Here is a 21,445-nt window from a genome sequence, read left to right as displayed (position 1 = left end):
CACGTCATTGCAAGGCACGAAACAATCCCCAATAAGCAGGTTCGCCCTGAATAGTTTGGGATTGTTTCGTGCCTCGCAATGACGTTTTTAATTGTAATTTTACCTGATATTTGCATCATGCAACAGCAACTCATTGCCCGCTTACAGCAATTAAAACCTATCCCGGTTGATGATCAGGAACTCATTGTGAAAGCTTTTGAGCCTATGAAGTTTAAAGAGGGGGATACACTTTTACCACTGGGGCATGTGGCAAGGCAGCTGTTTTTTATTACCAATGGTGTGTTGCGTATTATGGCGCAAAATGATAAGGGAAATGAGGTTACCTATTTCTTTTTAAAAGACAACCAGTTTTGCACCATCCTGTACAGTTTCAATAATAACATGATTGCCGAAGAAAGTATCCAGGCGGCCTGCGATACAGAACTGTTGGCTATTAGTAAAAATAATTTGCTGGCTTTATATGAAAAGCTGCCTTATCTTAAAGAAATGATCGATCAGATCTCGCAGCATACCCTGTTGGAAAAGATAAAGACCCGCAATGTCTATCTTGGCCATGATTCGTCTGAGCGTTACCAGCTGTTTTTGGAACGACAGCCCGAAGTGGCAATGAGGGTACCATTAACTGATGTTGCATCGTACCTGGGTGTAACACCTCAGTCGTTAAGTAGGATCCGTAAAAATATCCGCTAAGGCTAAACTTAAACAAACTGCGTTTCTTACCATTTGTTAAATGCCGGGAGCAATCTGCTGCCGAACTTTGTTGGACAATTAAAACAGAATAGCATGTCAAGAATATTTATAACAGGTTCGGCCGATGGATTAGGGCGAATGGCTGCACAGTTATTAATCAAAGATGGCCATATTGTGGTACTGCATGCCCGTAATGCTAACCGGGCAAAAGAGGCATTAGCCGCTGTGCCCGGGGCTGAAACCGTAGTTACCGGAGACTTGTCCACCATTGCAGAAACTATAAAAGTTGCGGAGCAGGTAAATAAACTCGGCTTATTTGATGCAGTGATTCACAATGCTGCAATTGGGTATGAGGAAACAAGAAGAATTGCGACGGTTGACGGTCTGCCGCATGTGTTTGCTATCAACAGCCTTTCTCCCTATATCCTTACCTGTCTTATCAATAAGCCAAAGCGCCTTGTATACATCAGTTCGGGTTTGCATAAAGATGGCGATGCTACACTGCGCGACCTGGAATGGAACGTCCGCAGCTGGAATGGCTACATGGCTTATGCTGACTCAAAATTGCATAACGTGATCCTGGCTTTTTACGCTGCCCGTAAATGGCCCGATGTATACTCAAATGCACTGGAACCGGGTTGGGTGGCAACCAAAATGGGCGGCCCAAGTGCCCCGGATAGTTTGGCGGATGCCCCGAAAACGCAGGTATGGCTGGCTACAGGTAATGAGCCTGATGTGCTGGTAAGCGGGAAGTATTTCTACCATAAAAAGCTGCGTTCTGTTCATCCCGCAGCCTCTGATTCTACGGTTCAGGATCGCTTTAATGCTCAATGCGAAGGGATCTCAGGAATAAAATTTCCGGTTTGATGGGATTCGGAAATAGGTATCAATAAAATCTATATAAATCAAAAACAAAATAGCTACTATGAATACAGTTAAAACAGGCTGGATAGGTTTGGGTAAAATGGGGATCCCCATGTCGCAGCAATTGATCAAAGCCGGGTATCCGCTTAGTGTTTTCAACCGGAGCAAGGATAAAGAAGCAGCTTTTAAAGCGCAGGGTATTGGTACAGCGGCGTCCCCCGCTTTATTATTAAGCGATGCTGATGTTATTTTTATAATGGTGTCAGACGATAAGGCTATCAATGATATTTTTTACGGCAATGAAGGTTTGCTGGCTTCAAAAGTGAGCGGTAAGATAATCATTAACATGAGCACCGTTTCTCCGGCAATCAGCAAGGAGGTGGCAGCTGCTTGTAAGGAACAAGGCAATCATTACCTGGATGCTCCGGTATCCGGCAGTGTAAAACAAGCGGAAGATGCGATGTTAGTTATTATGGTTGGCGGTGAGCCCGGTGCATTTGAACAGGCCAAACCTATCCTTGAGAAACTGGGCAAACTGGTTATGCTGGTAGGTGATACTGGTGCAGGAAATATAGCCAAACTGGCTATCAATACCCTGCTCGGTATTGTTGCACAAGGTCTCGCCGAAACAGTAACACTTGCCCAACAAAACGGCATTACTGCCGAAGCGCTAACCACGCTGATCGGTAACAGCGCATTAGGCAGTCCATTCATCAAAATAAAAGGTGACGCCATTGTTAACAATAATTATAACGCAGCGTTTGCCTTAAAACATATCGCTAAAGATCTGCGTCTGGCAAAAGATCTTGGTTTGACTACTCCGCTTGGTGAAACCGCTTATCAAACCTACCAGGATGCTGAAGCCGCTTTTGGTGAGGAGGATATTATTGCGGTGATTAAGCAGGTGGGGAAATAATAAAGATCAACAATACCGTAAAAACACCTTGTCATTTCGATGAAGCATGGAGAGGAATATGCGGTGGCGCTGAAGAGAAATCTTATACGAGATGCTAAGATACATTATATCTCGTATAAGATTTTTTACTGTCAACACTTAGATCTTGCCATTTGATCCTAATTACTGGGCGTTAATATTATTCTATTACACTGTTATTTAAAAAAGTCCAATTGGGGTTAGTAGATTCAATTAAAGCAATTTTCTTTTCCCGTCGCATTTTTTGATCTCCTTTTCCCGGGCTATGGCATGTTCAATATGAGTAAAGTGTTCGTAGTAAACTAAATGGTAACAGTAGTATCTGCCCGTGAAAGAATTGTTGGTTCCTTTATTTTCGAGATGTTGTAAAACCCTTACACTTATATCATTGGTAACCCCGATATACAACACGGTTTTTCCCGGATTGGTGGTGATATAGACGTAATAATTACGATTCCACATGTTTTAGAGGTAGATATTTTGTAATAGGAAGATTGTCATTTCCATAGATATACAGAGGAATCATAAGCAGCGTTTGGCAGATTATGTAAAATGGATTTGCATAGCGTATAAGATTTCTCTTTCGCGCAGCGCTCATACCTCCCCATGCTCTATCGAAATGACATTTTTTACTTTTGTGTTATTTGTTAAAACCTGTTACTCCAAATTTATCTTCTGATGTTGATAGGGGATCTCAATATGATTGAACCCGTGTTCCTTTAGCTTCCCAGCAAAATGCTGCTGTACATCATACTCGCCGTGAACAAGGAATACCGTTTTCACTAACGCTGGGTCCTGGCAGGCCAGGAAATGGAGCAGGTCGTCGTAATCGCCGTGGGCACTCATTGATTTGATGGAGCGGACTTCGGCCTTGACCTCGTACATTTCACCAAAGATGTGTACTTCATGATCGCCCCGCATTAACCTGCCGCCTAATGAATTTGGTTCCGCGTAGCCCACCATTAATATAGTGTTCTTTTGGTTGTTGATATTGTTTTTGATGTGATGTTTTACCCGCCCGGCTTCGGCCATGCCCGATGACGAGATGATAACACACGGTCGCGGATCATCATTCAGCGCTTTTGATTCCTCCACGCTTTCAATAAAGCGCAGGCCTTTAAACCCAAAAGGATTGGCATCAGTTTTTAAAACCTCCTGCACGTTTTTGTTATAAACCTCCGGGTGGTTCATCAGTACCTGGGTTGCCTTTTCCGATAAGGGGCTATCTACATAATAAGGAATATCGGGGAGCGTGCCTTTCAGCTCAAGGCTGTTTAAAGCATACAGTAATTCTTGTGTGCGGCCAACACTAAACGCCGGGATAATCACCTTGCCATTTTTTACTTCACAGGTTTGTTTAATGATCTCCAATAATGACTCCTCAATTGGGCCAAGCTCTTTATGCAGCGAATCTCCATAGGTTGATTCGAGCAGGATATAATCGGCCTGCTCAAAAGTTTGCGGACTTTTCAGCAGCAGATCGCCGTAGCGGCCAACATCACCGCTAAAAGTAATATGCGTGTCCTTCCCGTTTTCGGTTGCAGTGATGTGTACTGCTGCGCTTCCCAAAATATGCCCCGCATCGGTAAAGTTAAATTTCACTTCAGGAGTAGTTACAAATTCTTCCCCATATTCAACAATTTTAAACAGGCGCAGCGCCTCCATTACATCATCTTCGGTATATAAGGGGGTAAGCAGGGGCAGGCCTTTACGGGCGCGGTGCTTATTATCATATTCAATATCCTGTGTTTGGATTTTGGCCGAATCAAGCAGCAGGATCCGGGTCAGGTCCATCGTGGCGGAGGTGCAATATATATTTCTATCAAAACCTTCAGCAACCAGTCGCGGAATCAAACCGCAGTGGTCAATATGTGCGTGCGACAGGATCATGTGGGTAACGCCTTTGGGGTTAAACCCGAAGTGCTCGTTCATTTCTTCGGTTTGTTCGCCCAGTCCCTGAAACATGCCGCAGTCTAATAATATGCTGGTGCCATCGGTTAAACGGAGTAAATGTTTGCTGCCGGTTACGTTACGGGCAGCACCATGGAAGGTTATATTCATTTATAATATGGTATGAAGTATCACAACGAATATGCTCATTTAAAGTTTAAGAAATTAATAACTAAAAATTTAGTTGTAAATATAAAATACATCTCTTACCTTAGTTTAACCAATTAAACGCATTAATACACGAGGTATTAATATTTAAAGTACGCACATGGAAATTAAAGAGTTAACCCGCGCCGAAGAGCAGATCATGCAAGTGCTCTGGCAGTTGAAAAAAGGGTATGTTAAAGACGTTATCGACCAGTTGCCCGAGCCCAAGCCCGCTTATAATACCGTGTCGACTATTATCCGCATCCTGGAAACCAAAGGTTTTGTTGGTCATACCGCGTTTGGCAAAAGTCACGAGTATCACCCGGTGATCAGTAAGGAGCAGTATCAGAATTTTGCCGCCGATAAATTGCTTAGCGGCTATTTTGACAATTCTGTTAACCGGATGCTTTCATTTTTTGTGAATAAGGAAAAGATCGACCTGAAAGAGGCCGATGAGATCATGAAACTGATTGAAAAACTAAAAGAAAAATAGTTATGAGCTGGTGGCAATATTTATTACTGGTAAACATATACCTGTTGCTGTTTTACGGGTTTTATGTACTGTTGCTTCGTAAGGAAACCTTTTTTCAGCTTAACAGGCTTTACCTGGTAAGCGCCGCACTGTTATCATTTATGATCCCGGTTATGCAGGCTAATTGGGTGCAAAACCTGTTTATTACGCAACAGGTTAAATATACTTTGTACAGTAGCCCGGTGCTGGTTTATAATTTTAAGCCGATAGAAGAATCAGCTGTTAGCATAGGGCAGGTGTTACTGGTGCTATATCTTACAGGTATTGTTTTTTTATCAGGAAGACTGGTATGGCAACTGTTTAAATTGAAGCAGGTGATTAGCGAGCCTGTATCTGATGTGTCCTACTCCTTTTTCAAAAAGGTAAAACTGAATGCCGATGGCGAAGCCAATGAAGCAATAGCAACGCATGAAGATGTTCATGCCAAACAATGGCATTCGGCAGATGTGCTGCTGGTTGAGCTGGTGATGATCATCAACTGGTTTAACCCGATAGTGTACTTTTATCGCCGGGCAATAAAACATATTCACGAGTTTATAGCCGACAGGCACGCTGTTGATGCCGGTACTGATAAAGCCGATTACGCCATGCTGCTTTTGAGCCAAACATTTCATACTCCTTCTCATGATCTTGTTAATTCATTTTTTAACAAAAGCTTATTAAAAGAACGTATCATCATGCTACAAAAAAATAAATCGCACCGTATGGCACTTGTTAAATACGGGCTTTCGGCTCCATTGTTTATCTTGATGATGGTGCTATCGTCGGCAACTATTAATAACAGTAATACCATTTCTGTCATTAACACCAAAGCGGATAAGGTTTTTTCGACCCCGGCAAGTAAGGTTACCGAAATAACTATTGATGAACCGCCAAAAGTTGATGAAAGGCAGGTTGCCGGGGGGGATACCACACCGGTATATACTGCGGTTGAACGTGTGCCTGAGTTTCCGGGCGGACTGGAAGCTTTCGGCAAATTTCTGGCCACTAATATCAAATACCCGGCGTCTGCCCGGGAGCAAAAGATCCAGGGAAGGGTGATCATTACTTTTGTTGTTGAAAGGGACGGCTCGCTTTCAAACGAAAGAATTGTAAGGGGTATCACCAATGATCTGGACAATGAAGCTTTGCGCGTGATGAAATTATCACCACATTGGAAGCCGGGGATGCAGGGCAATCGCCCGGTAAGGGTGCAGTATTCTGTACCGATCAATTTTGCGCTTGCTGCTAACGCCGACACCACTAAAACTATCAGGCCAACATTCTCAATAGCTTCAGCTCAATCCGGTTCTGACCCTGTGTTCACATCGGTTGAGCAAGTGCCGGAATTTCCAGGTGGGATAGAGGCATTTGGCAAGTTTCTGGCAACCAACGTTAAATACCCAAAAGTTGCCCGCGATAATAATGTTCAGGGCAGGGTGATCATAACTTTTGTTGTTGAAAAAGATGGCTCGCTTTCAGATATGAAGGTTTTAAGGGGGATAGGTTCAGGTTGCGACGAAGAAGCGGTAAGGGTGCTTGGCATATCGCCGGCCTGGAAACCGGGCATACAAAACGGGAAAAAAGTAAAGGTACAATATTCTGTTCCTATAAGCTTTTCGCTTGCCGAAAGTAAACCGGCAAAACCCGGCGAAAACAAAACCGGGGCTGTGGCAAATCCATCTAACGTCAATCAGGTAATTTATACTGGCAGAGTGATTACTGACACCACAAAATCCCATATAATCCTTGGTGATGGGTATAATAGTAAATCGGCGCCTTTAATTATTATCGATGGGGTAGCCCTGGCGCAGGGATCATCGCTCGATAAAATTAATCCGAACGATATTGAACAAATAAATGTGTTAAAAGATAAAACTGCTGTAGCCATTTATGGCGAAAAAGCGGCAAATGGTGTTGTATTGGTTACTACAAAAACTGCCGCGAAGAAAAAGGCGGCAGCAGCGCCTGCAAATGGTAATTGATAGGAATTTAATGCAAGGATAAGCCCATGCGCCGATAGCAACGTAGTTTTATAATATCATCTGGAATAAAATAGTTGATTTATTTTATCTTCGTGCTGGAAAACTATAACCTTATCAGATGAAAAAAATTTACCCTCTATTATTGCTGGTAGCAATATTTGCTTTTACACACACTTCATGTACAAAACTTACAGATCAACCCAAACCGGTAACTGACAGCACCAAAACCCTCACCGAAATTTCCTTACGTGATACACTAACTATGTATACTGGCCAGGCGGTACAATTAGATGTAAAGGTTAGGCCTATAAATTTTGATACCACTAAGTTGGTTTGGACATCCTCAGATACTTCAGTTATATCCGTTAGCAAATTAGGCCGCATAGAAGCTAAGGATGAAGGAAATGCAAGAATTTCGGTAAGTAATGCGGAAAAAACAAAATCAATAAGCTGCACAATAACGGTTAAAGATAGCCTTAAAATTGGCCTTATAGCTTATTACCCTTTTGGTGTTAATGTAACAGATGCATCCGGTAACGGCAATAATGGTATTGGATATAACTTGATACAAGTTGCCGATAGGTTTGGTAATGCCAACAGTGCTTATCATTTTAACGGTTTTAACAGTTATATAGTTGTTAAAGACAAACAAACACTTAGGCTATCTCATACCGATTTTACCATTACTAATTGGGTAAAACTGGATGAGTATAACGCTTCCTTTGGCACGCAAATAATAGATAAAAGAATTGGAGGCGAGGCTAATGGATGGAACTTTTCTATTACAGGAAACGACTTCGTTTCAACCGGCCAGGGAGGTTTGGGCTTGCTTAACTTTCATGAAGGCACCAGTAGCTTAACAACACTTACTACCCAACCTGTTGCTTTAAATGGCTGGCACATGATAACCACAGTATATAATTATGATATACATACTATGTCATTGTACATTGACGGAGTAAAAAATATAATTTTTGAGGGTTTTGCTTCACCCAATCCTGCGGTGACTGCTGATGTTTATATTGGTAAAGATAATCCTGATGTTCCATCGCCCGGGTATTTCCTAAAAGGGGCATTGGATGATATGCGTTTATATGACAGGGCGCTTTCCGCTAAGGAGATCAAGAAGCTCTATACCGCAAAGCATTAGTATTAATGTGATAAATAAAGCAGAACAAGTTTCCCCATCATATGAAACCTGTTCTGCTTTGAAACATGCAGGTGAAAAACTAAGTAAAACTGCTAAATTAGCCGCATGAAAGGTAACGACCGATTATACCCCTCTGTTTTTCACACGCGCTATGTATCCCTTTCACAATTAAGGGATAAAACCATAGAAATAGTAAAACAACTTACTGCTGATAATAAAACCTTGCTGCTTGCTGACTTTGGTTGTGGCGATATGCCCTACCGCGAATTGATTGACCCTGTGGTAGGTAAATATCTGGGTATCGATCTTGAAATGAACCCAAAGGCCGAGCATCATATAGGGTTTGACAGTAAAACAACCCTGCCCGACAATTACTGCGATATTGTGCTCAGTAATCAGGTACTTGAACATGTGGATACCCCATCCGGTTATTTGCAGGAGGCCATGCGTATTTTAAAACCAGGCGGCTCGGCCATTATAACTACTCATGGATATTGGTTTTATCACCCTACACCAAATGATTACTGGAGATGGACAAGCGCGGGTCTTCGTAAAACTATAGAAGCAGAAGGTTTTAAAATCAACTCCTTTTATGGTATCATGGGTTTGGCCGCAAGTGGTTTGCAACTGTTTCAGGATGCTATTTCTATTAAGATGCCTAAATTTTTGATTCCCCCTTTTGCGCTGGTAATGCAGGCTATGATTGGCTTGTTCAATAAAATAAACACGCAGGCGCAGCGCGACCGCGATGGCGCTATCTATGTAATAGTTGCTCAAAAGCCCCTTTAATATTATTTATTAACTTTGTATCTGCAAAGCATAGCTTTTTATACTCTATATCTGTAATGACTGGAAATCCGAACCGCGAAAATGTAGTGTCTTATTATGATGAGCACGTTAAAAACAAGCTTAATGATTACATTGTAGTTAATCCCCGCATTGAATTTGGCTGGGAGACCATTAAGAGTTTTACGCCATCAAAACCGGCCCGCATTTTAGAGGTCGGTTGTGGTATGGGAAATATCTGCTCAAGAATGCGCAAATACTGGCCTGATGCTATTATTACAGGTATCGATATCAGTACCATGTCTATACAGATTGCCCAAAAACTTTTTGGTGACAGCAACCTCAATTTTAAAGAAAGTATCCTTACCCCGGATACTTTTAATGAGCAGTTTGATCTTATTATTTTCATGGATGTGTATGAACACATAGCCGTTACAGACAGGCCTGCCGTTCATGCCGCATTGGCAAAAATATTACGTAATAAAGGCCGGATCATTTTAACGGTACCTACGCCAACTAACCTAAAATGGTCGTTGGTTAATAAGCCGGAAACCATGCAGCCGGTCGACGAACATATTTCTTTTGATGTTATTGGTAAGCTGGCAGCGGATACCGGTACCGAAGTGATTTTGTACGAACTTAAAAACGTGTGGAACGTAGGCGACTATGCGCACATCGTACTTGAAAAAAATGACGATTTCGAAGCTGCATTCTTTCATCCTAAACCGGTAACTGCGTCACAACGCAGCCGGAGGATCTTCAATAAGGCTAAATATAAATTAGGCAGCTTCTTCCGCAGGTATTATGTTCGTAAAAAGTTAGGTTGATATGAGCGGGTCGTATAACTTATGCATCATAAAGCCCAATAAATCTGCTTTTTCCGAAACCTTTATACAGGCGCATATTGATGGCCTGGCCGGTAATAAAAAGGTATTATATGGCGGTGCTTTCCCTGTTTATGATCATGAGGGGAAAACGCTGATCCGCTCAAAGCTGGGTTTGCTGAGTTATCTTATCCAAAAGCGAATTTTTAAAAAGAAAGATATCAAGGTACGTACACGTGCCCTATACAAATATCTCAAAGAACAGAAAATAGATGCCGTATTTGCCGAATACGGCATGGTTGGCGCATCGGTTACAGAAGCATGTAAAATGGCTGGTGTACCTTTAATCATCCATTTTCATGGGGCTGATGTTTATCATCGTGACACGGTTGCTGCTTATGCGCGGCTTTATCAAGAGGCATTTAAATATGCAAGTGCTTTTATTGCTGTATCTGTTGATATGTCAGCTACGTTAAAAGAAATGGGTGCTCCTGCCGATAAAGTGTTTACTGCCTCTTGCGGTGTGGATACTGCTGCTTTTCCTTTACTTGATATCTCCGCTTCAGCTAAGGATTTTTTGTTTGTTGGGCGTTTTGTTGAAAAAAAATCTCCTCAATCATTGGTTAAGGCATTTAAAATTGTACAGGAACAGCATCCCGATGCCAGGCTTTGGATGGTTGGTGGTGGTCCGCTGTTTGATGAAACCCAGGCGCTGATTGCTGAGCTTGGACTTAATGAGCAGATTACCCTTGCCGGGGTGTTAAAGCCGGAAGAGATCCGGGCATTAATGAAAACCATGCGGGCATTTATACAGCACTCGGTTACAGCTGCCAATGGCGATAAAGAAGGTACGCCGGTTACAGTACTCGAAGCGTCATCATCAGGCCTGCCGGTGGTTTCAACCCGCCATTCAGGAATAAAGGAAGCTGTTATTGATGGCGAGACTGGTTTTTTGGTTGACGAGTACGATATAGCCGGAATGGCTGAACGCATGATTACCCTGGCAGATTCTGTTGATTTAGCAATACAAATGGGTAAAGCCGCACGCAGCCATATGGTTGCTAATTATGATATTCACATGCGCATCGCTTTGCTTGACAGCGTTATTCAAAGCAGCATCAGCAATAAAAACTAAATGAACCTATTACAAAAACAGGGATTTTTTAACAGCCTCATATTGTACGCTGGGGTGGCCCTTGGTTTTTTTAATCTTATCATTCTTTTTCAGCGGATCCTTACCATCGAAGAGATCGGTTTTTTTTCTTTAATGGGAACCATCTCATTGCTTTATGCCCAGTTTGCAGGATTAGGGATCGGTAATATCATTCTTAAATATTTTCCTTACTACCGTACCGACGATAAAAAGCATGGCGGTTTTGCATCTTTTGTTGCTGTTTGGAGCCTGATTGGTTTTGTGATTTTTACCCTGCTTTTTGTAATGTTTAAAGATGCCATCATCAGTTATTATAAGGATAAAGATGGTGCCCCGCTGCTTATCAAATATTTTTACTACCTCATTCCATTGTCGTTTTTTACACTGGTGTTTTCCGTGTTGGAAAATATGGCACTTACCGTATTTAAAAATGTGCTCTCCTCTTTTTTACGGGAAGTAGGGCTGCGTTTGTTCTCAACTGCCGGGGTTTTATTGATAGCGATTAAGCTGGTTGATTACCATGTTTTTTTGCTGATATACATAGCGGCTAACTTCATAGCTATGTTAGTATTGCTTGCCTATATTGCTAAAGGCCGGCATTTTAAGTTTTCGGCCGTTGGTGCCCAATTAGTGAGTGAACGAAAAACATTTCTCAGTTATGGTATTTTTACCGTGTTAAGCGGCAGTTCATTCGTAATGATCCAGAATCTTGATACCCTGATGCTGAGCCTGCTTACCAAGCAGTCGTTTACTTTTGTGGGAATTTATGCCACGTTTTTTGCCATAGCAGTGGTTATAAGTTTACCGGCCAAGGCATTGAGCCGTACATCGTTGCAGATTATAGCCCAAGCCTGGGTTACCAATGATCTCGCAAAGATCGGCAAGATATATTATAAAACATCAGTGGTACAGATGCTTATCGGATGCCTGCTGTTTATAGGCCTGGTTATCAACAGGCAGTTTATCGTCATGTTATTGCACAAACATGATTATGCCCCTTATTTCAACGTGTTTATTGTAGTAGGTGTAGCGTTTTTGGTTGATATGACAGGAGGCTTAAACGGCTATATCATGAATGTATCCAAATATTACAGGCTTACCACTGTTTTTATTGTCTCGGCGGTGGTACTTTGTGTGGTATCAAACTGGATCTTAATACCACTGATGGGAATGATGGGGGCTGCTTTATCTTACCTAATCACCATGTTTGTACTAAATTTTGCCTATTGGTTGTTTATTAAAATTAAGTTTAACCTGCAGCCTTTTGCAAAAGCCCATCTTTATATATTGTTGATATTTACGGTTTGTTTGCTTATAGGCCTTTACCTTCCGCCGTTAAAAAATGTGTTTCTGGATATGGTTTACCGTTCGGGTATTATCGGTGTGGTTTATGTGTTTTTTGCGTATGTTTTAAAAATTTCAGAAGATATTAATCTTATATTTGATCGCATCCTAAAAAAGATATGAATCAGGCTGCATTGATTGCTAAACTATCCTAAACTGTCACAATATTGCATGCGCAAAACTTTTACCAAAGCTTTATTTGTATTCCTGTTCATAATAACTTTGCCGTTTGCATTATTAGCCCAGCGACATTTAACGGCTAAAGCAAACCAGGGAAAACGTATAATAACGCAGGCCGTTCCTCCATCAGACCCCACTGTATGTGCAACCTCCGGCGCAGACGGTACTACGAATATCAATGGTTCAATTAATACCTATTTCCCACCACAGGGGAATGTAACCTTAGCGGCAGGCAGCAATAGCATAAATCTTGCGGGCGTACCCGCTGCCGATACTCATGGAAATAATTTTGGTACTGCAGTAATAAAAACAGGAGATCTGCTGCTTATCATACAAACACAGGATGCTACAATAAATTTTACCAATTCGGTTTTATATGGTGGTAACGATGCTAATGGAGGCCCTGATGGATTAGGCGCAACCGGCTTCACCGATCAGGGGAACAGTGGCAAGTTTGAATATGTTGTGGCTACAAATAATGTTCCGCTTACCGGAGGTACATTGAACTTTAAAGGTTCGGGTGGAGGTGCTGGCGCGGTGTATACTTATACCAATGCAGCTACCACAGCCGGCAGAGGGAAGCGGTCGTTCCAGGTGATCAGGGTTCCGCAGTATTCAAATCTAAGACTTACTTCAAATATTTCTCCTCCTCCGTTTAATGGAAGCGCAGGTGGTATAATAGCTTTTGAAGTTGCAGGGAATATGGATTTTAATGGTTTCACTGTTGATGTTTCGGCAAGGGGGTTCAGGGGAGGTTATAGCCCTGTGAAGATATCTGTCGGCAATGTGTCTGATTTATACGTAACTAATTCAACTGATGACCGTGCATCGGGAAAAGGCGAGGGCATAGCCGGCACCCCGAGATATATGTGGGATGGTTTTAATGAGGTAGATAATGTTATTGAAGGCCTGCCCGGTGGTTCCGCCGGAAGGGGGGCTCCAGCAGATGCAGGCGGCGGTGGTAATGACTCTAATGCAGGCGGCGGCGGCGGCGGTAATGGAAACTACGGCGGTGTTGGCGGTTTGGGTTATCAGCCTATTGGTGGAAATAACCCAAGCAGCGGTAGACCGGGTTCAAAAAGTTTCGTTAATACAGCTCCTGACGATGCTACCCGCTTGGTAATGGGTGGCGGCGGTGGCGGCGGTCATGCAAACGATGCATTGACGGGCGTAAAGGGCGGCGTTGGCGGTGGCATAGTTATCATCAACAGCCGGACAATTTCGGGAAGCGGCACTGTTTTAGCAAATGGGAGCGACGGCGCTCCCGGGGTTTTTGGCTCACATCCTGACGGATCAGGAGGCGGTGGTGCAGGCGGAACAGTTTTTCTAAAAGTTTCAAACGCTAGTGCTACGGCAAACATAACAGTTAATGCTAAAGGTGGGAAAGGTGGTAATACAGAAGGCGATAATCCCAATGTTACCGGCGTGCAACCCCACGGGCCGGGTGGTGGTGGCAGTGGTGGGCTGGTTTTTTACAACGTCCCGTCCGGAACATTTCATAGTGATGTATCAGGGGGAGGCCCCGGGAAAACAGACAGCGGAAACGGCATCACACATGAGGCTACAGGCGGAGGAAACGGGCTTGCAATCTCCTTAAACGTAGCCGCATTGCCCCCATATTTACAGGGTAATAATTCCATTTGTTTCCCAATGCTTACTACTACTTTGAGTGTCTTGGATAAAGCAACACCTAAAACCATAGGCGGCACAGCAACATATGTAATGAAAATTACAAATGACCCGTCGGCTGGTAATGCCGAGGGCGTACAGGCACAGGTTGCTTTGCCGGCGGGCATCAGTTATCAGTCGGCTATTGTTACTTACCAGGGAACGGCTACAGGGCCTACAGCTATTACCAATACCGGTAGTGCCACAGGCGTTGTGATGGGCATTTTTATAATACCCGCGGGTGGTACGGTAACTATAAACCTTATTGCCTCAGTAGGCTGTATTGCTTCAGGCACTTACAACGCCAGCGCCCAGGCAGTTTATCTTGACCCCACCCGTGACTATACCCAGCCGAACCGATTGATCACACCAAAAACCGGCGCATTTACTGGATGGAATACTGCCTATCAAACTATAAGTTTTGGTAGTGTAGGAGGATCAAATTATAATGGAAGCATTAACACAGCCGAAGATGCAACTATTACCAATTCGGCTATCAGCAATAACGTAATAACTCTAACTCCAGCTAACCAGGTTTTTTGTACAAGTGGTGATCCTTCGATAATAGTAGGTAGCGTACCTGGAAGCAGCACTGCTTTTGCCTATCAATGGCAAAGCTCGGCAGATAATGTAACCTTCACAGACATTGCCGGAGCAACAGCAAAAGATTATGATCCGCCGGTTGTAAGTGTAACAACCTACTTTCGCCGGGTAGTTATATCAGGAAGCTGCACCGCGCCTTTGGCAAGCAACGTTGTCAGTATTCAAATCCAGGGGACAATACCTATTACCAATAATGTGATCACGGCCCCGGCAGCTACCGCATTTTGTGTAAGCGGTGATCCGGCGGTTATAACCGGCAATATTCCATCAGGTGGCATCGGTACATTTACTTACCAGTGGCAGTCATCTGCAGATAATGTAACCTTTACTGATGTAGCGGGCGCCACAGGGCAAAGTTATGATCCGGGACCAGTTTCTGCCGATACCTATTATCGCCGTGTTGCATCGTCTGGTACTTGTGTTCCTCCTGCAGTGAGTAATGTTGTTAGTATGAAAATGTTGCCTGCCATCGCGGGTAATACAATCACTGCCCCAGCTATAACTACATTTTGTACAACCGGCGATCCTGCACTCTTAACAGGAAGTATCCCAACAGCAGGCAATGGTACTTATGCATATCAATGGCAAAAATCAAATGATAATATATTGTTTACGGATATAGCCGGCGCAACCGGAAAAGATTATGATCCCGGCGTAATAACAGCAACAACTTATTACCGGCGTTTGGTTACCTCGGGCCCGTGTATTGTGCCGCTTGTAAGCAATGCAGTAACTATAATTATTGAAACAGCAATAGCGGGTAATAGCATAACAGCACCTTCGGTAACCTCATTTTGTACCACCGGCGATGTGGCAACTATTTCCGGAAGTATTCCAACCGGCGGTAACGGTGTATATAAATACCAGTGGCAGATCTCCGCAGATAATACCAATTTTACAGATATCCCAGGGGCAACATTAAAAGATTTTGATCCGCCACTTGTTAGTGCCAGCACGTATTATCGCCGTATGGTGTCATCAGGTACTTGTACCACACCATCAATTAGTAATGTAGTGGGTATTACTATCCTTGCCGTTCCGGCTTCCCCCATATTTGCGGGTACTCCGCCTGTAATTTGTCCCGGCACTTCGGCAATTATAGCTATCAACGCACCGCAGGCGGGTATCACCTATAATTGGTATAGTTCTGCGGCAAAAGATAACCTGTTATTTAGCGGTACATCATTCCCAACGGGCCCGTTAAGCACAGCAACAAGTTATTATGTTGAAGCTTCAAACGGTATATGTGGCGCCCTTGCCCAGATCCAGGTAAGTATGGCGCCAACGCCAACTGCCCCTGCACTTGTTGAAAATCCTGTTAATATTTGTGCCGGTTTAACAGCAACGCTTAATATCCAAAATCCGCAGGCAGGCTTTACTTATAACTGGTATAGCAGCGCTACTGGTGAAGTGCCCTTACATACAGGACTTAGTTTTACCACGCCAGCCATTACTGAGGGCGCCACTTATTATGTTGAAGCCGTAAATGCAGGAGGCTGTCCATCCGATACCCGTACTGCTGTTAATGTCAATACTATCGCATTGCCGCAAATAGCCGTTAATGGTACAGCTATTTGTCCCGGCACTACGGCAACGTTGACAGTATCAAGCAGTGACGGAGATAATACCATATTATGGTATACAAGCGCTTCAGCAACAACCCCTGTTTATACGGGAAGCAGCTTTACTACACCAAGCCTAAGTTCGGCAACAAGCTACTATGTTGAGGCTATGAATAGCAATAATTGTAGTACACCTGCACGTATAAAGGTTGATGTTACTATGTTACAGCAATTAAATGCGCCTGTTGTGAGTGTTGATGCTACTACTAACACAAGCGTTGCATTTAAATGGAATCCTGTAACAGGAGCAACGGGTTACCAGGTGAGCATTGACAACGGGCAAACCTTCAGCCAGCCAAGTTCAGGTGCCAATGGCTTAAGCCATACGGTTAGCGGGCTGCAATTCAATGAACAGGTTACCATATTGGTACAGGCGCTTGGTGCTTCATCATGCCAGCTAAGCGGTAGTTCAACAGCTGTAACAGGTAACGCCATTAGCCCTAACGGAAGCCAAATTTATGTGGCAAATACTTTTACACCTAATGGTGATGGGAATAACGACATAGTTTACGTGCATGGTGAAGGCATAAAGAGCATAGCATTTTATGTTTATGACCAATGGGGCGAGCTGATTTTTACTTCTGCAGATATGAGTAAAGGATGGGATGGGTATTATAAAGGCACAAGGGAGCCTGTAGGTGTGTACGTATATTACGTAAAAGCGATAACAAATAGTGGGCTGCAATTAAATAAAAAAGGAACAATCACGCTGTTACGATGAAGAAACGGATCCTCATAATTACAATATTGCTCCAGCTTGCGTTCGCCGGGTTGCTGAAGGCGCAGGTTGATCCGCATTTTTCGCAATACTACGCGTACCCCTTATGGCTTAATCCTGCACTTACAGGAGCATTTGACGGCGATGCGCGCTTAACAGGTAATTTTAAAGATCAGTGGGCAAGCATCAGTAATGGCTATCGGACAGTAGGATTATCTGCCGATTTTAAACCTAATGATAAAGTTGGCCTCGGATTGAATATTATAAACCAGGCCGCCGGTGCCGCCGGGTATAATTATTTTGCAGCATATGGTTCCTTTGGTTATGGGATAATCATATCTGACGATGAAACACAACACTTAAATTTTGGGGTACAGGCCGGAATTATAAACCGGAGTTTTGATCCTAACAAAATTCAGTTGGACAATCAGTACAATCCCAATGTCGGGGGATATGACCCTAATCTCCCCGGATTTGAAAATTTTGTTAACTCCGGCGCAACTGTGTTTGATGCCGGCGCCGGTATCTATTATTACAATAGTGATCAGTTCACCGCTGCAAATCCTTTTTTGGGGCTGAGCCTTGCCCATTTAGCCAATGCCAAAGATCCGTTTGCAACTGAGGGAATCAACAGCCGTTTACCGGTAAGACTTAATATTCATGGAGGGGTAAAGATAAAGGCATCTGATTTTTTTGACGTTACGCCGCATTTTATTTACATAAAGCAGCAGAAAAATCAGATCCGGGCCGGTGGTGTGTATTCGGAATTAAAATTTGAGGATAACAACGCACTTATTCTTGGCGCTATGCTCCGTTTGCAGGACGCTGCGGTAGCTAATGTTGGCTATCGTTTTAATAATATGGCAATTGGTGCAAGCTATGATTTTAATACTTCGGCATTGCGCACGGCCACGGCTGGGCAGGGGGGATTTGAACTCTCCATAAGTTATATTTTTTCACGTCATGCGCCCAATCCGGCACAGGTTTGTCCGCGTTTTTAGCCTGTGCTGATTTGTGATAGCTTCAGTTGGCGCTAAGTAAGATATGGTAAAGTTTTTTGATAATGTGAACATTATAATTAATTGTATCGTAAAAGAGTTGAAGATATCGTTATGATACAACTTTACTGACAAACCTGGATTAACATAAAACATTTTATTAGCCCCGATTGAGTTAAATTAATTTTGATTTGCTTTAAAATATTTTTTGTTGGGGTTAAAACATTCTGAAAATTTAATAATATGAAAGATAATTATTATCATTATCCGTTAATTTAAGCTATGCACCCTGAACCTGTACGTTTGTATAAAACTTTTTTATGGGCAATATTTTGCCTGTTCTTTTTTCCGTTCACTGGTTTTAGTCGAACGTTTAAATCCCCCTTTCCCGTTAATATAGAGGCCCCGTCTGCCGAAATGCGATTTGCCGGGCCCAGTTTGTCAGTTGCCCCTCTGCAGGCAATTACCATTTGCTCTGCTGCCGCGGCTGTGCTTAATGGTGATGTAAAAACGCCAGCTCCTGATAGTTACATCTGGCAAATAAACAGTAATGGAAGCTGGGTAGGCGCGCCGTCTGTAAATACTCAAAAAGATTATATAACATCGTCACTAACAAACAATTCGGCAACAAGTATAGTGTACAGTTTGCGCAGGCAAATCACTACCGGCGGGGTTATTACTTATGACTCATTTTACGATGTTACGGTAAGACCTATTAGGGCGGTGGCCAATAATACGATCACTGCGCCTGCTGTCGCCCAATTTTGTAATGCAGGTAATCCTACTTCTATTACGGGCAGCACAGCTACCGGCGGAGACGGTACTTTTTCATATCAGTGGCAATCATCATTGGATAACCTAACTTTTACTGATATCACTGGGGCCACATCGAAGAATTACGATCCGCCTGTTTTAAATAACGATATTTACTACCGACGGATGGTATCATCCGGTGCATGTACAACTCCCCTGGTTAGTAATGTGATCACATTTAGGGTTTCAGCGCCTCCACCTGCACCATCGCCTACAGTATCAGTCGTAACCATTTGCCAGGGAACTTCAGCCACGTTGTCGGTTGGCGCGCCGCAGCCAGGGTTAACCATTAACTGGTATGATTCGCCGGCTAAAACTACTGTGCTCGCTTCGGGGACGACATCTTTTACTACCCCTGTTTTAAATGCCGGCAGAAGCTATTATGTCGAATCATCAAATGGTTCTTGCGGCAGCCAGTTAACAACCATAACGGTAACCGTTACGCCATTACCTGCTGTACCGCAGTTTGCACAAAGCACAGTTAGCGTTTGTTCTGGTTCTACAACAACGGTCACCATACAAAATGCACAAAGTGGCGTTGTTTATAACTGGTACGGTAGTGCAACCGATGCCAATATTTTACATACCGGAACAAGTTATGTAATTAGTAATGTAACATCGGCGGCAACTTATTATGTACAAGCCGTAAATGCTACAGGTTGCAGCTCTTCGGCGCGGGGTACTATGAGCTTATCTGTGGTTACCCTGCCGGTGGTTACTGTAAGCACTTCGGGGACTTCTATTTGTCCGGGTACGAGCGCTACATTATCAGCTTCATCGTCAGATGCGGCAGCAGTGATATCATGGTATGATGCGCCAACCGGGGGCAACCTGCTTGCCAAAGGCAGTACGTACACTACCGGTAATTTGAACGCTGCAAAAAATTATTATGTAGAAGCTACCAACGGCACCGGATGTAGCAGCAACGGCAGAACTGCAGTGCAGGTACAAATGACCAAACCGCTTGATCCTCCAGTGGTAACTGTAGGCGAGGTAACTTCATCAAGCATAACTTTTGAGTGGAACGCGGTGAATGGTGCTACCAGCTACCAGATAAGTACCGATAACGGTTTAACCTATGCTGAGCCAAGTTCTGGCAGTAACGGCTTAACGCATAAAGTGACAGGTCTTGACATTAATCAGTCAGTAACCATTAAGGTTAAGGCTTTGGGTGCTACGTCATGTACGCTTAGCGAAGCTTCGGCCGCGGTTACCGCCTCTACCATTGATAATAATAACGTGATATATGTGGCCAATAACTTTACTCCTAACGGCGACGGCAACAACGATATTATTTATGTACATGGCAAAAATATAACCACGCTTTCCTTTTATGTATATGACCAATGGGGGCAATTGCTTTTTACATCAACCGATGTTAACAAAGGATGGGATGGCTATTTTAAAGGCTCATTAATGCCCGTGGGCGTATATGTATACTATTTAAAAGCAACAATGAATAACGGGGCGCAATTGAGTAAAAAAGGAACAATTACGCTATTACGATGAAGAAACTACTACTTATAATCACCATAGCGCTGCAGTTTGCAGCTGCAGGAACAGTGAAGGCACAGGTTGATCCGCATTTTTCACAATATTACGCTTACCCGCTTTGGCTAAACCCTGCACTTACCGGCGTTTTTGACGGCGATACGCGCATATCTGCCAATTTCCGGGACCAGTGGGCAAACATCAGTAATGGCTATCGCACAGCCGGGGTATCAGCCGATTTTAAACCAACCGATAAGGTGGGCATCGGTCTCAATATCCTTGATCAAAAGGCAGGTACTGCCGGGTATAATTATTTTACGGCTTATGGCTCATTTGGATATGGCATAACGCTATCCGACGATGGAAATCAGCGGTTGCATTTCGGTTTACAGGCGGGCGTTATCAGCCGCAGCTTTGATCCGGGAAAGCTTCAGTCTGATAATCAATACGACCCTAATACAGGCTTCGATCCAACACTGCCCAATTTTGAAAACTTCGGCTATTCGTCAAAAACAGTATTTGATGCAGGTGCCGGCATCTATTATTATAATGCCGACCCGATGAACAAAGCCAATTTGTTTGGCGGGCTTAGTATCAACCACATTAATGATGTAACAGATCCTTTTGCGGCAGGCGGTATCAACAGCAAATTACCAATGCGGTTTACCGCACATGGGGGCCTTCGCCTCAAAGCTTCTGATTTTTTTGACCTGATCCCTAATGTTGTTTATATAAAACAGGGACAAGGAGAGATCAAAGCTTTCGGTATTTATTCTGAGCTTAAGTTTGCTGATGATAACGGTCTTGTACTTGGCGGTATGGTACGGTTGCAGGATGCTGCAATTGCTAACGTTGGCTACCATATACGCCAGATGGTTATTGGTGCCAGTTATGATTTTAACACTTCAGGCCTTCGTGCTGTTACGTCGGGACGGGGTGGTTTTGAGTTATCAGTAAGTTATATATTTAGTCGTTACACCGATTCTCCGGCCCCAATTTGCCCAAGGATATAAT

Annotated in this window: 16 protein-coding genes; 14 read left to right on the top strand and 2 right to left on the bottom strand. The window is 43.4% G+C overall.

Annotation, left to right across the window (positions count from 1 at the left end; genetic code table 11):
• The first annotated feature begins 117 nt into the window (after positions 1-117).
• The 3 genes from AC1DUD_RS21125 (at position 118) to AC1DUD_RS21115 (ending at position 2,470) form a co-directional block, all read left to right on the top strand.
• The gene (locus AC1DUD_RS21125) at positions 118-690 is read left to right on the top strand and encodes a Crp/Fnr family transcriptional regulator (RefSeq protein WP_477378017.1); all 573 of its coding nucleotides are present in this window, start codon (positions 118-120) and stop codon (positions 688-690) included.
• 93 nt (positions 691-783) lie between these two features.
• On the top strand, positions 784-1,557 hold the full coding sequence (locus AC1DUD_RS21120) for an SDR family NAD(P)-dependent oxidoreductase (RefSeq protein WP_477378014.1): 774 nt from the start codon (positions 784-786) through the stop codon (positions 1,555-1,557).
• A gap of 58 nt (positions 1,558-1,615) precedes the next feature.
• Positions 1,616-2,470 carry an NAD(P)-dependent oxidoreductase gene (locus tag AC1DUD_RS21115; protein WP_477378012.1) on the top strand — a complete coding sequence of 285 codons (855 nt, stop codon included), beginning with the start codon at positions 1,616-1,618 and terminating at the stop codon, positions 2,468-2,470.
• Positions 2,471-2,701: 231 nt separating this feature from the next.
• Here the strand turns inward: AC1DUD_RS21115 and AC1DUD_RS21110 are convergent, their stop codons facing one another.
• Complete coding sequence (locus AC1DUD_RS21110) at positions 2,702-2,950, bottom strand: GIY-YIG nuclease family protein (RefSeq protein ID WP_477378010.1); 249 nt, start codon at positions 2,948-2,950, stop codon at positions 2,702-2,704.
• Between the two features lie 195 nt (positions 2,951-3,145).
• Positions 3,146-4,549, bottom strand: a complete 1,404-nt coding sequence (locus AC1DUD_RS21105) for an MBL fold metallo-hydrolase RNA specificity domain-containing protein (protein WP_477378008.1) — start codon at positions 4,547-4,549, stop codon at positions 3,146-3,148.
• Between the two features lie 157 nt (positions 4,550-4,706).
• Here AC1DUD_RS21105 and AC1DUD_RS21100 point away from each other — a divergent pair, with 157 nt between their 5' ends.
• From AC1DUD_RS21100 to AC1DUD_RS21050, 11 genes are all read left to right on the top strand, one after another.
• A complete protein-coding gene (locus AC1DUD_RS21100; protein WP_477378005.1) occupies positions 4,707-5,078 on the top strand; it encodes a BlaI/MecI/CopY family transcriptional regulator in 372 nt (123 codons plus the stop codon).
• A 2-nt stretch (positions 5,079-5,080) separates the two neighbouring features.
• Positions 5,081-7,081 (top strand): TonB family protein, encoded by a 2,001-nt coding sequence (locus AC1DUD_RS21095; protein ID WP_477378003.1) that lies wholly within the window; start codon positions 5,081-5,083, stop codon positions 7,079-7,081.
• A 118-nt stretch (positions 7,082-7,199) separates the two neighbouring features.
• Positions 7,200-8,231, top strand: coding sequence for a LamG-like jellyroll fold domain-containing protein (locus tag AC1DUD_RS21090; protein ID WP_477378001.1), 1,032 nt, complete (start codon positions 7,200-7,202; stop codon positions 8,229-8,231).
• 105 nt (positions 8,232-8,336) lie between these two features.
• Positions 8,337-9,020 carry a class I SAM-dependent methyltransferase gene (locus AC1DUD_RS21085; protein WP_477377999.1) on the top strand — a complete coding sequence of 228 codons (684 nt, stop codon included), beginning with the start codon at positions 8,337-8,339 and terminating at the stop codon, positions 9,018-9,020.
• A gap of 56 nt (positions 9,021-9,076) precedes the next feature.
• Entirely contained in the window at positions 9,077-9,844 is a 768-nt protein-coding gene (locus AC1DUD_RS21080) for a class I SAM-dependent methyltransferase (protein WP_477377997.1), read from the top strand.
• A 1-nt stretch (position 9,845) separates the two neighbouring features.
• Positions 9,846-10,976: a glycosyltransferase gene (locus AC1DUD_RS21075; protein WP_477377995.1), complete on the top strand. Its 1,131-nt coding sequence runs from the start codon at positions 9,846-9,848 to the stop codon at positions 10,974-10,976.
• On the top strand, positions 10,977-12,461 hold the full coding sequence (locus AC1DUD_RS21070) for an oligosaccharide flippase family protein (RefSeq protein WP_477377993.1): 1,485 nt from the start codon (positions 10,977-10,979) through the stop codon (positions 12,459-12,461).
• A gap of 48 nt (positions 12,462-12,509) precedes the next feature.
• Positions 12,510-17,132, top strand: a complete 4,623-nt coding sequence (locus AC1DUD_RS21065) for an Ig-like domain-containing protein (protein ID WP_477377991.1) — start codon at positions 12,510-12,512, stop codon at positions 17,130-17,132.
• On the top strand, positions 17,129-18,130 hold the full coding sequence (locus AC1DUD_RS21060; protein ID WP_477377989.1) for a PorP/SprF family type IX secretion system membrane protein: 1,002 nt from the start codon (positions 17,129-17,131) through the stop codon (positions 18,128-18,130). The genes AC1DUD_RS21065 and AC1DUD_RS21060 overlap by 4 nt, the downstream gene beginning before the upstream one ends.
• Before the next feature lie 279 nt (positions 18,131-18,409).
• Positions 18,410-20,449, top strand: coding sequence for an Ig-like domain-containing protein (locus AC1DUD_RS21055; RefSeq protein WP_477377987.1), 2,040 nt, complete (start codon positions 18,410-18,412; stop codon positions 20,447-20,449).
• Positions 20,446-21,444 (top strand): PorP/SprF family type IX secretion system membrane protein, encoded by a 999-nt coding sequence (locus AC1DUD_RS21050; RefSeq protein WP_477377985.1) that lies wholly within the window; start codon positions 20,446-20,448, stop codon positions 21,442-21,444. The genes AC1DUD_RS21055 and AC1DUD_RS21050 overlap by 4 nt, the downstream gene beginning before the upstream one ends.
• The last annotated feature ends 1 nt before the right edge of the window (position 21,445 follow it).

Source organism: Mucilaginibacter sp. P4_A11 (assembly GCF_056402535.1).
The sequence above is the reverse complement of the archived record's forward strand: the minus strand, read 5'-3'. Positions and strand labels throughout refer to the sequence as shown.

What these genes read in the sequence shown, in the direction of transcription:
- AC1DUD_RS21125 (WP_477378017.1), top strand. Translation starts at nt 118, where the DNA reads ATGCAACAGCAACTCATTGCCCGCTTACAGCAATTAAAACCTATCCCG.
- AC1DUD_RS21120 (WP_477378014.1), top strand. Translation starts at nt 784, where the DNA reads ATGTCAAGAATATTTATAACAGGTTCGGCCGATGGATTAGGGCGAATG.
- AC1DUD_RS21115 (WP_477378012.1), top strand. Translation starts at nt 1,616, where the DNA reads ATGAATACAGTTAAAACAGGCTGGATAGGTTTGGGTAAAATGGGGATC.
- AC1DUD_RS21110 (WP_477378010.1), bottom strand. Translation starts at nt 2,950, where the DNA reads ATGTGGAATCGTAATTATTACGTCTATATCACCACCAATCCGGGAAAA.
- AC1DUD_RS21105 (WP_477378008.1), bottom strand. Translation starts at nt 4,549, where the DNA reads ATGAATATAACCTTCCATGGTGCTGCCCGTAACGTAACCGGCAGCAAA.
- AC1DUD_RS21100 (WP_477378005.1), top strand. Translation starts at nt 4,707, where the DNA reads ATGGAAATTAAAGAGTTAACCCGCGCCGAAGAGCAGATCATGCAAGTG.
- AC1DUD_RS21095 (WP_477378003.1), top strand. Translation starts at nt 5,081, where the DNA reads ATGAGCTGGTGGCAATATTTATTACTGGTAAACATATACCTGTTGCTG.
- AC1DUD_RS21090 (WP_477378001.1), top strand. Translation starts at nt 7,200, where the DNA reads ATGAAAAAAATTTACCCTCTATTATTGCTGGTAGCAATATTTGCTTTT.
- AC1DUD_RS21085 (WP_477377999.1), top strand. Translation starts at nt 8,337, where the DNA reads ATGAAAGGTAACGACCGATTATACCCCTCTGTTTTTCACACGCGCTAT.
- AC1DUD_RS21080 (WP_477377997.1), top strand. Translation starts at nt 9,077, where the DNA reads ATGACTGGAAATCCGAACCGCGAAAATGTAGTGTCTTATTATGATGAG.
- AC1DUD_RS21075 (WP_477377995.1), top strand. Translation starts at nt 9,846, where the DNA reads ATGAGCGGGTCGTATAACTTATGCATCATAAAGCCCAATAAATCTGCT.
- AC1DUD_RS21070 (WP_477377993.1), top strand. Translation starts at nt 10,977, where the DNA reads ATGAACCTATTACAAAAACAGGGATTTTTTAACAGCCTCATATTGTAC.
- AC1DUD_RS21065 (WP_477377991.1), top strand. Translation starts at nt 12,510, where the DNA reads ATGCGCAAAACTTTTACCAAAGCTTTATTTGTATTCCTGTTCATAATA.
- AC1DUD_RS21060 (WP_477377989.1), top strand. Translation starts at nt 17,129, where the DNA reads ATGAAGAAACGGATCCTCATAATTACAATATTGCTCCAGCTTGCGTTC.
- AC1DUD_RS21055 (WP_477377987.1), top strand. Translation starts at nt 18,410, where the DNA reads ATGCACCCTGAACCTGTACGTTTGTATAAAACTTTTTTATGGGCAATA.
- AC1DUD_RS21050 (WP_477377985.1), top strand. Translation starts at nt 20,446, where the DNA reads ATGAAGAAACTACTACTTATAATCACCATAGCGCTGCAGTTTGCAGCT.